Genomic DNA, 12,777 nt, shown 5'->3' with positions numbered 1-12,777 from the left:
CGACGAGGGCATGACACGTGACGGCACAATGCAGACATGGTCGAGCAGAGTGCGTGGATGCAGCGGGTGGCGGAGGACCCGGACCACTCGTCCTGGTACGTCGAGCGGTTTCGTTCGATGGCGGCAGCCGGCAAGGACCTGGCCGGCGAGGCGCGCCTGGTCGACGCGATGGTGGGTCGTGGGTCGCGCATCCTCGATGCGGGCTGCGGCCCTGGTCGCGTCGGTGCCGAGCTGGCCCGGCTCGGGCACGACGTGGTCGGGGTCGACGTCGACCCGGTGCTGATCGCGGCGGCCGCCGAGGACCATCCCGGTCCGCGTTGGATCGTCGAAGACCTGGCGGAGCTGGACCTGGGTGCCCACGGGATCCCTGAGCCCTTCGACGCCATCGTGTGTGCCGGGAACGTGATGACGTTCCTGGCGCCGAGCACCCGCGCCGAGGTGCTGCGGCGGTTGCGAGGACACGTTCACGAAGAGGGGCGCGTCGTGATCGGCTTCGGTGTCGGCCGCGACTACGAGTTCTCCGAGTTTCTGAGCGATGCCGGCCAAGCGGGGCTGGAGCCCGACCTGTTGCTGTCCACGTGGGACCTGCGCCCGTGGCTCCCGGACTCGAGCTTCCTGGTCGCAGTCCTCAGGCCCTGCTAGGGCCAGCAAGCCCTGCCGCACCCCTGCCGCCTCAGGTGACCAACGAGTAACCTCCCGGGCATGTCGTACTTCGTGACCGGCGCCACAGGGTTCATCGGCCGCCACCTCGTCCAGGAGCTCGCCGACCACCGTGAGGGCGACATCTTCGTGCTCGTGCGTGAGGGGTCGATGAGTCGCATGGAGGCACTGCTCACCAAGTGGGGTTCCGGCCGCGTCACCCCGGTCGTCGGTGACCTCGGGGAGCAGGCGCTCGGGGTGGACCCCGCGTGGGTCAAGGAGCACGGGGGGACGATCGACCACTTCTTCCACCTCGCGGCGATCTACGACATGACTGCGGACGACGCCACCAACGAGACGATGAACGTCGGTGGCACCCGCAACGCGGTGGAGCTCGCCGACCAGCTCAAGGCGGGGTGTTTCCACCAGGTCTCGTCGGTCGCGGCGGCGGGTGACTATCACGGCCGGTTCGACGAGACGATGTTCGCGGAGGGGCAGCACCTGCCGTCGCCGTACCACCGCACGAAGTACGAGTCCGAGCGGATCGTGCGCGAGGAGGCGGGGGTGCCATGGCGCGTCTACCGGCCCGCGATCGTGGTCGGCAACAGCCAGACCGGCGACATGGACAAGGTCGACGGCCCCTACTACTTCTTCCCGCTGATGAAGGCGATGCGTGACCGGCTGCCGTCGTGGCTGCCGATGGTGGGCATCGACCTCGGCGACACCAACGTCGTACCGGTCGACTACGTCGCCAAGGCGATGGACCACCTCGCGCACCTACCCGGGCACGACGGCGAGGCGTTCCACCTGGTCAACCCCGAGCCGCAGCCGGTCGTCGACATGGTCAACGCGTTCTGCCGGGCAGCAGGCGCGCCGACGTTCGCGACCCCGATCGACCGGTCCGTGACGCGCGGCCCGATGTCGCTCATCCCCCGGGCGCTGCACCCCTCGACGATCGCCACCGGCCTGGTCCGGATGGGCCCGGTGCAGGCGGTGCTCGACCAGACGATCGGCCGGCTCGGCATCCCCGCCGAGGTCCTCGGGCACAGCTCGTTCACGGCCACGTTCGACTCCCGCCGCACCGAGAAGGCTCTCGCCGGCTCCGGCATCGGCGTACCCGACCTCGAGTCCTACGCCCGCACCCTGTGGGGCTACTGGGAGGAGCACCTCGACGAGTCGACCGGGCGGGACCCCAGGATCCGCGAGGCACTGACCGGCAAGTACGTCGTGATCACCGGCGCCTCGTCGGGCATCGGGCAGGTGACGGCGCTCAAGGTCGCCCAGGCCGGCGGCGTCCCGGTCCTGGTCGCGCGCGGCAAGGACAAGCTCGAGGAGACGCGCGCCGCCATCGAGCAGCGGGGCGGCACCGCCCACGTGTTCCCCTGCGACCTGTCCGACCTCGACGCGATCGACCGGCTGTGCGAGCAGCTGACCACCGAGCTGCCGTCGGTCGACTTCGTGATCAACAACGCCGGCCGCTCGATCCGACGGTCGCTGCGGCTGTCGCACGACCGCTTCCACGACTTCGAGCGCACCATGCAGCTCAACTACTTCGGCGCGATCCGGCTGATCATGGGGCTGGTGCCACAGATGCGCTCGCAGCACCGCGGCCACGTGGTCAACATCAGCTCCATCGGCGTGCAGACCAACCCGCCGCGCTTCTCGGCGTACGTCGCCTCGAAGTCGGCGCTCGACTCGTGGAGCAACGTCGTCTCCTCCGAGCTGGTCGGCGACGGCGTGACGTTCACGAACATCCACATGCCCCTGGTGCGGACGCCGATGATCGCGCCCACCAAGCTCTACGACAAGTTCCCCACGATCTCACCCGCGCAGGCGGCCGACCTGGTCATCACGGCCATGGTCGACCGGCCGCACGAGATCAACACCGCGCTCGGCAACGCCGGCGCGATCGCGCACACGGTGGCGCCAAAGCTGGCGTTCCGGGTGCTCAACATGGCCTACCACGTGTTCCCCGACTCGGCCGCGGCCAAGGGTCAGGAGGCCACCGGCGGCACCCGCGAGTCAGAGCAGATCATGCTCGCGAGGGTCTTCAAGGGCATCCACTGGTGAGTGCAGGCTGCCCGACCAGAGCAGCAGACGAAGAAGGAAGAGCACGGCGGCCTCTCAGCGGTTCAGGAGCATGAGGATGGCAACCACGATGACGCTCACTGCCGCCGAGACGAGCAGTGAGCCGGCGCATCCCAGACGGTTGCTGAAGAAGAGGAACATGCCTCCCGGTGCCCGCGACCGGGCCGCGGCTATCTCCCCTGAAGGGGTGGCCGGGCCGTGAGCCCGCTCACGCGACCGGACGGTCGGGGTCGGTGATCCACCCGCTCCAGCTGCCCGGGTACAGCGCGGCGGAGATCCCGGCGACCTCCATCGCGAGCACGTCGTGGGCGGCGGTGACGCCCGAGCCGCAGTACGCCGCTACGTCGGCACCCGGCACGGCGCCCACCTCGGCGTACGTCGCGCGGAGCTCGTCCGCCGATCGGAAGCGCCCGTCGTCCGACAGGTTGCGCGCGGTCGGCACGTTGACCGCACCGGGGATGTGACCCGCGACCGGGTCGATCGGCTCGACCTCGCCGCGGTAGCGCTCGGCGGCGCGGGCGTCGAGCAGCACGTCGACGGCGAGCACCCTGTCGGCCTCGACCATCGGCATCCCGGGCTCGGCGCTGACCGTGAAGTCACCCGGCTCGGGGCTCACGTGGCCGGTCGCAACCTCGCCGCCGTCGGCGACCCACGCCGCCAGTCCTCCGTCGAGCACCCGCACGTCGCCGTGTCCGTGAAACCGCAGCAGCCACCAGGCACGGCCGGCCGCGTGGGCGGACCAGTCGTCGTAGACGACGACCGGCCGGTCGTTGCGTACTCCGGACCGCCGCATCGCGGCCTCGAAGACGGCCGGGTCGGGCAGCGGGTGCCGACCGCCCGCACCCGGTGGGGACGCCAGGTCGGTGTCGAGGTCGACGTACGCCGCACCGGGCAGGTGCCCGGCGTCGTACTCCCCCGCCCCAGCGGGGCCACCGAGCCGGTAGCGGACGTCGAGCAGGGTCACGGAGCCCGAGCCGGCCTGGAGCAGCGACTGGAGCTCGGAGACGGAGATCAGCGGACCGGTCACGCCCGCATCCTGCCTCACCGGACCGGCGCGGCGACCTCCTGCACGGTGCTCGAGCCGCTCTGCGTCACGAACGACTTGGTCCAGGTGACCGGGGCCCGGCGGTCGGTCCGGGACCCGATGATGAACCAGTCGCACTGGGTGCGCTCGGCGGTGACGTCGAGGACGCAGAAGCCGTGGTCGTCGAAGTTGAGGTACTTGATGTGCTGGTTGGCCGCGAGGATCGCCTGCTCTGCCGCCAGGTTGGGCGCCGCGCGTGGCGGCGTGCCGAGCACGTCCTTGAGGTTGTCGGAGGTCACCGAGGTGCACACGAACTCCACCGCCGCGGTCCCGCTGACGGGGTAGGTGCCGGCGTCGACAGGGACGTCGATCGCCCAGGCGGAGTGGATGTCGCCGGTGAGGAACACCGTGTCGCTGACCTCCTGGGCCTGGAGGTGGTCGAGGACGGTACGACGGTCGGCGGTGTAGCCGTCCCACTGGTCGGGGTTGGCGTAGGCGCCGTCCTGCGGCAGCAGTGGCGAGAGCGTGTTGATGGCGGCGACCACGTCACCGGGCAGAGCGGCCACCTTGAGCGGCGCGAACATCACCGAGTTGCCGATCAGCTTCCACTGCGCGCGGTCGTTGTCGAGGCCGTCGGTCAGCCAGCGCAGCTGCTCCTTGCCGGTGATGGTCCGGTCGGGGTCGTCGACCGAGGAGTCCAGACCGGGGGTCTCGACCTGCCGGTCGCGGTAGCTGCGCAGGTCGAGCATGCTCAGCTCGGCCAGCCGCCCGAACCTCAGGCGCCGGTAGAGCCGGGTCCCGTCACCCAGCGCCGCGGTGCCGTCGAGGCGCGCGGGCATCCACTCGTCGTACGCCCGGTGCGCGCGAGCGCGCCGCCGGGCATAGCTGCCCTCGCCGCCCTCTCCGGTGCCCCCGGTGTGGTTCTCGGCGCCGTTGCGGTAGGCGTCGTTGGTGACCTCGTGGTCGTCCCACGTCACGATCCAGGGGAACTTGGCGTGGGCGTCCTGCAGGTGCGGGTCGGTCTTGTACTGGGCGTGCCGCTGGCGGTAGTCGGCCAGGCTGACGATCTCGTGGTCGGGCTTGTGAGCCCGCACCTTCTTGGTCCCCGACTCGTAGAGGTAGTCGCCGAGATGGACGATCGCGTGGAGGTCGTCGCGCGCGGCCAGCCCGCGGTAGGCGGCGAAGAAGCCCTCGGGGAGGTTGGAGCAGGAGGCGAACCCGAGCCGCAGGCGCTCGGGATGCGAGTCGGCCGCTGGCGCCGTCCGAGTGCGGCCAACCCGGCTCTTCACCGGTCCGTCGCTGCGGTCGAGGACGAAGCGGTAGTGGTACCAGGTGGCTGGGGCGAGTCCCCCGACGTCGACCTTCACCGTGTGGTCGCGGCCCGGACCGGTGCGGAAGACGCCCCGGCGTACGACGTTGTCGAACCGCGCGTCCTTCGCGACCTCCCACCGCACCGCCACCTGCGGACCCTTGCCGGAGCCGGGACGGCTGGCGCTGGTCGGCGTGACCCGGGTCCAGATCACCACCGCGTGCGGCAGCGGGTCTCCGGAGGCGACGCCGTGCGCGAAGACCCGCGCGGCGCGGGAGCCCGGGGAGGCGGAGGCGGCTCCCGGGAGGGCCGGGGCGGACACGACGGCGGCGGTGACACCGGCGGTGCCGGTGGCCAGGACGGTACGGCGGTCGAGAGTGGTCACGCAGCCTCAACGACCGGCGGCACGCTGCGTGACGCCCGGCCGCGAGGTGTCACCCGGTGTTCACCGCTGCGTCGCCGAGGGCCGGCTCGTGACAGGATGCGCCGCGTGGCTGAACTGCACTTCTTCACGGGGACCATGGACTCCGGCAAGAGCACCCTGGCCCTCCAGACCAACCACAACCACGCGGTCCGGGGCCGCCAGGGCCGGATCTTCACGACCCTCGACCGGGCCGGCTCGGCCACTCTCTCCAGCCGGCTGGGGCTCACCCACGACGCGATCGAGGTGGCGACCGGCTTCGACTTCTGGCGCTACGTCGTCGACTCGCTGACCCAGGGCGCCCGGATCGACTACCTGATCTGCGACGAGGCCCAGTTCTACACGCGCGAGCAGGTCGACGAGCTGGCGAAGGTCGTCGACGAGCTCCAGATCGACGTCTTCGCCTTCGGCATCCTCACCGACTTCCGCACCTCGCTCTTCGAGGGCAGCGCCCGGCTGGTCGAGCTGGCCGACCGGATGAACGTCCTCCAGGTCGAGACGCTCTGCTGGTGCGGCAAGCGCGCCACCCACAACGCCCGCACCGAGGACGGCGTCATGGTGGTCGAGGGCGAGGTGATCGTGGTCGGCGACGTCGACCAGCCCGAGGACGCGCGCGCGGGCGAGCCGGCCGAGGTGTCCTACGAGGTCCTGTGCCGCCAGCACCACCGCCGCCGGCTCACCGCCGCCCGCGCCAAGGCCGTCAGCCTGGCCGCGGAGCCCCTGCCGTTCGGCTGAGCGGCTCTTCCGCGAGGCGAGCCGGAGCGGGACACTCCGAGGATCGCTCCAGCCCTCCGGAAAGAACCCTCATGACCCGCCCCTGCCCCAGTCGGTGCGCCGGTATCTCACCTTCGCCAACGTCTGCTCGCTCCTCGCCCTGGTCATCGCGACCAGCACCGGCGTCTCGTACGCCGCCGTGCCCGCGATGTTCGAGAGCGTGAGGCTGTTGTTGACCACGTTGGCCGCGGCCTCGGAGCTGTCGGCGAGCTCGCCGGCTCCGATGGCGTTGTCGGCGATCTCGGTGGCGGTCAGAGAGTCGTTGACGATCTCGCCGCCGTCGACCGAGTTGTCCTGGAGCTCGCTTGGCCGTCCTTGATCTTGGCTGTGGTCACGGCAGCCGACGTCACGGGCGACGTCGCCGTCCCTGCCGGCTATGTCGCCAACGGCACCTGCCGGAACATCCCCGTCAACATCGGTGGCGCTGCCGTCGGCGACGCCGTCGTGTTCTCGGTCTTGGCGGACATGCAGGACGGCGTCTTCTGGTACGGCGTCCGGGTGAGCGCGGTGAACATCGTGGACGACGCCGTGCTGTGCAACTTCAGCGGCGGCGCCCAGGCCGCGATCAGCGGCTTCCCCGTGCGGGTCGTCACCTACCGCTGACCGCTGCGCCGGCACGACCGGCAAGGGACTTCCCCCTTGCCGGTCGTGACGGCCGTCACTACGTTCAGCGGGTGACCCTCCCCCTCCAGGCTGCACGCCTGTCCCCCCGTGTGTGTCTCGCGCTCCTCGGAGCCCTCCTCGTCGCCCTGCTGGCCGTGCCGGCGACCACCTCGCCCGCGCGCGCCGACGGCCCCGGTGTCGGCGCCCCGTGGGTCGTCACCCTCGGCGACTCCTACATCAGCGGCGAGGCCGGCCGCTGGGCCGGCAGCTCCAACGCCTCGTCCGCCCGCGCCGACGCGCTGGGCGCCACGGCGTACTACGACAACGCGAGCGGCACTGGCGAGGCGATCAACCGCTGTCACCGCAGCAAGTCGAGCGAGGCCTACATCGGCGGCGGCGTCAACGGGCTCAACCTGGCCTGCTCCGGCGCCACGACCGCCACCAGCGACGGCGACAACTTCAAGCCTGGCATCGACTTCTTCGACAACGGGGCCGGCAAGATCGGGCAGGCAAACGCGCTCCAGCAGTTCGCCGCGAGCCACAACGTCAGGATGGTGGTGCTGTCCATCGGGGGCAACGACTTCAACTTCGCCTCGATCGTGCAGTCGTGCGTCGTCGACTTCCTCTACTCGCCGTCGTGGGCCAAGGACTACTGCCGCGACGACAGCTCGGTCACCACCAACTTCACCTCCGCCAACATCGCGGCGGTGAAGGCGCGCATCGCCGGCGCCTTCCGCAACGTCCAGACGGCCATGCGCAACGCCGGCTACTCCGACACCTCCTGGACCCTGATGGTCCAGACCTACCCGTCGCCGATCCCCCGCGGCAGCGGCATCCGCTACTCCCAGAGCGGCTACACCCGCCAGAGCACCGGTGGCTGCGGCTTCTGGAACGGCGACGCCGACTGGGCCAACGACTACGCGCTGCCCACGATCAACGCCACGGTGACCGGCGCGATCGCCGCCTCGGGGCTGCCCAACGCCAAGGTGCTCGACCTCGCCACGGCGTTCAACGGCCGCCGCCTCTGCGAGAACACCGTGGGCCTCTACGAGGAGCGTGGCATCGCCAGCTGGCAGTCGCCCGGAGCGGTCGACCAGACCGAGTGGATCAACCAGATCCGCACCGTCTCCACCTGCTGTTCCAACAGCCCCTACTACGTGCAGGAGTCGCTGCACCCCAACTACTGGGCCCAGCTCGCCACCCGCTCCTGCGTCCGCCAGGCCTACAACGGCGGCACCACCCGCGGCGGCCGCTGCACGATCTCCGGAATCGGCCTGGTCAACGGCGAGCCGAGGATGGCCCTCCAGTAGCCCGCGTCCCCCGGAAAGTACGGAACGTTTTCGACCTCAGATCAGCAGATCCAGGTCGAAAACGTTCCGTACTTTCCCGTCAGTCGACGACGAGCGGGATCAGCATCTCGTCCTCGGTGAGGGAGCCGTGGAGGCCGACGAGGGTGGTCTCGTAGGAGAAGTCGACGCTGGAGAGGATGGCGTGGTCGCTGCGGCAGGCGACGATCACGTCACCGAGGCGGGGCCGGACCAGGGGCTCGACCGCGCCGAACCAGCCGCGGCCGATCGCGGTCTCCCGGGTCATCACCTCGGCGCGGTCACCCAGGTGCTCGGTCCAGGTCGCGACGACGTCGTCGACGGCACCGCGCTGGCAGTAGAGGTGGCGGAAGCGGGCCTCGCCGCCGAGCAGGGCGACGCCGTCGCGCAGCTCGAGGTGCTCGTCGACGTCGATCCGGCGCTCGGGCGGCGAGTCGACCATGCCGTGGTCGGCGATGACGACGAGCCGGGTGTGGGAGGGCAGCGCCTCGCGCAGCTGCTCGGCCTCGGCGTCGATCATCGAGAGCTGCATCAGCCACTGGCTCGAGCGGACGCCCCACTTGTGGCCGGTCCAGTCGAGGTCGCCGTCGTAGAGGTAGGTCAGGGACGGGCGTACGGCGGACGCGGTGACCGCGGCCGCGATCCGCTCGCCGACCTTGTCGGCACCGACGTACTCCGCGCCGCGGTGGGCGGCGATGGTCAGGCCGCTGTCGCGGAACTCGCGCTTGTTGACGACCGTGACCGGCACCCCGGCGGCCTGGAGCCGGCCGAACGCCGTCTGGTGCGGCTGCCACTCCAGCGGGTCGACGTCCTTGTCCCAGAAGAGCGCGTTGAGCAGCCGGTCGGTGCCGGGCACCCGCGAGGTGAAGCCGACCAGCCCGTGCGCGCCCGGGCTGAGCCCGGTGCCGAAGGAGGTCAGGCTGGTCGCGGTGGTCGAGGGCACGCCGGCGGTGGCGGGCGCCTGGTCGGCCAGCAGCGTCGAGAGGTAGGGCGCGGCGTGGGCGTAGCGCTCGAGCAGCCGGGCCCCCAGCCCGTCGATGAGGAACACGACGTACGACGCGGCGTCCGGCAGCACGAGCCCGGTCGGCTCTGCTGCTCCCGGCACCCCGAGCGCGGCCGCGACGGCCGGTACGACGTCACCCAGCGAGCGCTGCCCGTAGGCGGGCTCGACGAACTCGGTCACCCCGCGTGGGTCCGAGCGGACAGCGACTCGGCGAAGGACAGCAGCCCGGCCACGGCGTCGACACCGTCGGCGGCGGCCGAGACCCGCAGCGAGAAGTCGTCGGAGGCCAGCACCCCGGTGTAGCCGTGGTCGGCGTCGCACTCGGGGTCGGCGCAGCCGGCGGGCTCGAGGTCGATCCGGCTCACGCCGCCCCAGCCGATGGTCATGACCGCCTCGGCGGGCGGGGTCGGGCCCGACGTGGGGTTGGCGGTCATCCGGGTGACGACGACCGACTTGACCGCCGACAGGGCGATCGCCTCGGTCGAGGTGGAGGTGTAGGGCTCGGGCAGCAGGTCGTCACCGGCGTGCTCGTCGGTGTGGGCGAGCACCAGGCGCGACGGCGTGAGCACGATGACGCTCTGGTGGCGGCGCACCTCCTCGCGCTCGAAGGTGGGCTCGTGATGCACGTAGAACGACACCACCTGCTCCCCCGCCACCGCCGCCTCGACGCCGTCGGCGACGACCTCGGGGTAGTAGCCCGTGCGGTCGATCGCCTCCCGGAGCTCGAGGGTCCGGTCGCGGTCGTCGGTGCGGGTGCTGCGCATGGCGTCAGTCTGTCACGGGGGCCCGACGCGGTCAGCCCGGGAGCGTGTCGCCCTGCTGCTCCGGCATCCGGCGCACGAACAGGTCCGAGCGCGGGTCGGTGACCGGGTCGACGCGGGCCTCGGCGGTGAGCACGGAGGCCCCACTGGTCCCGGCCAGGACCAGCGCGAGCTCGAGGGAGCTGACCTGCGGCAGGTCGTTCTGGAGCTGGGCGACCCGGCTGATCAGGCGCTCGATCTCGACCACGTCGACGACCTCGGCACCGCGGTAGCCGAAGAGCATCGGCGAGCTCTTGATCTCCCGCACCATCGCCGCGGCGTCACGGTCGCCGAGCGGCGGGATCCGGTAGGACTTGTCGGCCAGCAGCTCGATGATCGGGCCCGAGATGCCGAACGACACGACCGGCCCGAAGAGCGGGTCCTCGATGCTGCGGATGGCGATGGGTACGCCGGGCGGCGCGTGCTTCTGCACCACGAACCCCGCCGAGTCGGCGCCGCCGACCAGCGCGGTCAGGGAGTCCCACGCGTCACGCATCTCGGCGCTGGTGTCGATGTTGCGCCACACATGAGCCAGGTCGGGCCGCTCGCGCAGCGGGTGGGAGGTCGCCTTGAGCACGACGTCCCAGCCCATCTCGCGCCCGGCGGCCTGGGCCTGGCGCAGGGTCGAGACCGGACGCGACTCCCACAGGGTGATGTCGTAGGCGGCCAGCAGCTCAGTGGTCTGCTCACGGGTGAGGCCCGTGCCCTGCGGGTGCTCGGCCAGGACGCTGTTGACCAGCTGGCGGGCAGTCGCCAGGTCGACCTCGGCCGGGTCGGGCGGTGGGCCGTCGGGGGTGCGCAACCACACGGCGTACTCCACGACGCGCGCGAGCGCGCGCACGGCGGCCTCGACGGCGGGGTACGACGGCACCGAGCCGCGGCCGGCCGTCGAGCCCGCGACGTCGGGGACGCGCAGCAGCTCGGGGACGCCTTCGGCGCCGAGGAACGACGACACCAGCGGCTTGTCGGACTGCTCGCCGACGGCGGCTAGCACGTTGGCGACGTCCTCACCGGAGACGTTGAGCGGCGGGATGTAGACCGCGATGACGGAGTCGATGTCGGGGTCGTCGATGGCGGCGTCGAGGGCGTCCTCGAAGTCCTCGGCGGTCGCCTCGGCGCCGAGCGCGACCGACTTGTTGACGACCAGGCCCACGGCGGCGGCGGCGTCGGCGGCCAGCAGTCCGAGCGCGTCGGAGTTGCCGACGATCGCGACCCGGCGCCCGCGCGGCAGCGGCTGGTGCGCGAGCAGCTGGGCGACGTCGAACATCTCCTCGAGCGTGTCGACCTGGATCACGCCCGCCTGGCGGAACATCGCGTCGACGGCCTGCGGCGGTGCCGCGATCCGGCGTACGGCGTGGCCCATCGGCACACCCTGGGTGGTGCGGCCCGAGCGCACCGCGATGATCGGCTTGCGCAGCGAGACCCGGCGCGCGATCCGGGAGAACTTGCGGGGGTTACCGATCGACTCGAGGTAGAGCAGCACGACCTCGGTGGAGTCGTCCTCCTCCCAGTACTGCAGCAGGTCGTTGCCCGACACGTCGGCGCGGTTGCCGGCGCTGACGAACGTCGAGAGGCCGAGCCCGCGGTTCTGCACCTTCTCGAGGATCGCCGAGCCGAGCGCGCCGGACTGGCAGAAGAAGCCCGCACGTCCGCGCGCCGGCATCACCGACGAGAGCGAGGCGTTGATCGACACGGAAGGGTCGGTGTTGATGACGCCCAGGCAGTTGGGGCCGATTAGGCGCAGGCCGTAGGAGCGCGACAGCCCGACCAGGCGGCGCTGGCGCTTGCGCCCCTCGTCACCGGTCTCGGCGAAGCCCGACGAGATCACGACCAGGCCGTGGACGCCCTTGGCCGCGCACTCGAGCACGACGTCCTCGACGGCCTCGGCCGGTACGGCGACGATCGCGACGTCGACGTCGTCGGGGATGTCGCCGACCGCCTTGTAGGCGGGCATGCCCGAGACCGCCGCGGCGCTGGGGTTCACGACGTAGACCCGGCCCGTGTAGTCGCCGGTGACTAGGTGGCGCACCAGCGCCTGCCCGATCGTGTCCTGGCGGCGGCTGGCCCCGATGACAGCCACCGAGCGGGGGTTGAAGAACCGCTCGATCGACGCGGCCTCGGCCCGGTGCTCACGGCCGCGCATCACGCCGATGGCGGTCTCGGTGGGGTCGATGGAGAACTCCAGCATCAGCACGCCCTCGTCGTACTCGCTGGCGATGCGGTAGCCGGCGTCGCGGAAGATCTGGATCATCCGGTGGTTGTCGGGCAGCACCTCGGCGACGAACCGCTCGACCCCGCGCTCGCGGCCGGCCTGGGCGAGGTGCTCGAGCAGCAGCTGGGCGATGCCACGGCCCTGGTGCTGGTCCTCGACCAGGAACGCCACCTCGGCCTCGCCGGGCTTGATCACGTCGAACCGGCCGACGGCGATCATCTGCCCCTGGAGCATCAGGACGAACGCCACCCGGTCCTGGTGGTCGACCTGCGTGAAGCGGGCGACGTCCTTCTCGGAGAGCTTGGGCATCGGGCTGAAGAACCGGTAGTACTTCGACTCGTCGGAGACGCGGGAGTAGAACTCCACGAGCAGCTCGGCGTCGTTGGCCGCGATCGGCCGGATGTGGGCCGTGCGGCCGTCGCGCAGCAGGACGTCGGCCTCCCAGTGACGAGGAGCGCTCGGGATCTCGCTCAGTTCGTCGGTGGTGCTGCTGGTCGGCTCGGCGGTCACGCCCAGAATCTATCCCGACGACCGTGAACGGCGTGCCCCCTCCGGATGGCCGCGCGGCGCGGGAGACAA

11 protein-coding genes are annotated in these 12,777 nt (G+C 71.2%); 6 read left to right on the top strand and 5 right to left on the bottom strand.

The annotated features are described in order from the left end of the window. Window positions 1–36 precede the first annotated feature (36 nt). Together BLR90_RS02415 and BLR90_RS02410 are read left to right on the top strand one after the other, a co-directional pair. Complete coding sequence (locus tag BLR90_RS02415; protein WP_091022211.1) at window positions 37–642, top strand: class I SAM-dependent methyltransferase; 606 nt, start codon at window positions 37–39, stop codon at window positions 640–642. Between the two features lie 60 nt (window positions 643–702). Further along, window positions 703–2,709 carry an SDR family oxidoreductase gene (locus tag BLR90_RS02410; protein WP_091022209.1) on the top strand — a complete coding sequence of 669 codons (2,007 nt, stop codon included), beginning with the start codon at window positions 703–705 and terminating at the stop codon, window positions 2,707–2,709. Window positions 2,710–2,935: 226 nt separating this feature from the next. Here the strand turns inward: BLR90_RS02410 and BLR90_RS02405 are convergent, their stop codons facing one another. Both BLR90_RS02405 and BLR90_RS02400 read right to left on the bottom strand, forming a co-directional pair. After that, window positions 2,936–3,754 carry a sulfurtransferase gene (locus tag BLR90_RS02405; RefSeq protein WP_091022207.1) on the bottom strand — a complete coding sequence of 273 codons (819 nt, stop codon included), beginning with the start codon at window positions 3,752–3,754 and terminating at the stop codon, window positions 2,936–2,938. A 14-nt stretch (window positions 3,755–3,768) separates the two neighbouring features. Continuing rightward, window positions 3,769–5,445 (bottom strand): alkaline phosphatase D family protein, encoded by a 1,677-nt coding sequence (locus BLR90_RS02400; RefSeq protein WP_091022205.1) that lies wholly within the window; start codon window positions 5,443–5,445, stop codon window positions 3,769–3,771. Between the two features lie 105 nt (window positions 5,446–5,550). Here BLR90_RS02400 and BLR90_RS02395 point away from each other — a divergent pair, with 105 nt between their 5' ends. The 4 genes from BLR90_RS02395 to BLR90_RS02380 all read left to right on the top strand — a co-directional run bounded on the left by BLR90_RS02395 (window position 5,551) and on the right by BLR90_RS02380 (window position 8,168). Further along, a complete protein-coding gene (locus BLR90_RS02395) occupies window positions 5,551–6,216 on the top strand; it encodes a thymidine kinase (protein ID WP_091022203.1) in 666 nt (221 codons plus the stop codon). Window positions 6,217–6,310: 94 nt separating this feature from the next. Beyond that, on the top strand, window positions 6,311–6,574 hold the full coding sequence (locus BLR90_RS02390; protein WP_091022201.1) for a hypothetical protein: 264 nt from the start codon (window positions 6,311–6,313) through the stop codon (window positions 6,572–6,574). Window positions 6,575–6,582: 8 nt separating this feature from the next. Beyond that, entirely contained in the window at window positions 6,583–6,858 is a 276-nt protein-coding gene (locus BLR90_RS02385) for a hypothetical protein (RefSeq protein ID WP_091022200.1), read from the top strand. Window positions 6,859–6,929: 71 nt separating this feature from the next. Next, on the top strand, window positions 6,930–8,168 hold the full coding sequence (locus tag BLR90_RS02380) for an SGNH/GDSL hydrolase family protein (RefSeq protein ID WP_245715115.1): 1,239 nt from the start codon (window positions 6,930–6,932) through the stop codon (window positions 8,166–8,168). A gap of 79 nt (window positions 8,169–8,247) precedes the next feature. On the opposite strand, the gene BLR90_RS02375 is transcribed toward BLR90_RS02380, so the two are convergent. The 3 genes from BLR90_RS02375 to BLR90_RS02365 are packed head-to-tail and all read right to left on the bottom strand — an operon-like array spanning window position 8,248 to window position 12,708. Next, window positions 8,248–9,366, bottom strand: a complete 1,119-nt coding sequence (locus tag BLR90_RS02375) for an alkaline phosphatase family protein (RefSeq protein WP_091022198.1) — start codon at window positions 9,364–9,366, stop codon at window positions 8,248–8,250. Next, window positions 9,363–9,950, bottom strand: coding sequence for a DUF5998 family protein (locus BLR90_RS02370; RefSeq protein WP_091022196.1), 588 nt, complete (start codon window positions 9,948–9,950; stop codon window positions 9,363–9,365). Before BLR90_RS02370 ends, BLR90_RS02375 begins: the two co-directional genes overlap by 4 nt. A 31-nt stretch (window positions 9,951–9,981) precedes the next feature. After that, entirely contained in the window at window positions 9,982–12,708 is a 2,727-nt protein-coding gene (locus BLR90_RS02365; RefSeq protein WP_245715114.1) for a bifunctional acetate--CoA ligase family protein/GNAT family N-acetyltransferase, read from the bottom strand. Window positions 12,709–12,777: the final 69 nt, after the last annotated feature.

The sequence above is a fragment of the Nocardioides szechwanensis genome (assembly GCF_900103935.1).
In the GTDB taxonomy this organism is placed as follows: Bacteria; Actinomycetota; Actinomycetes; order Propionibacteriales; family Nocardioidaceae; genus Nocardioides; species Nocardioides szechwanensis.
The sequence above is the reverse complement of the archived record's forward strand: the minus strand, read 5'-3'. Positions and strand labels throughout refer to the sequence as shown.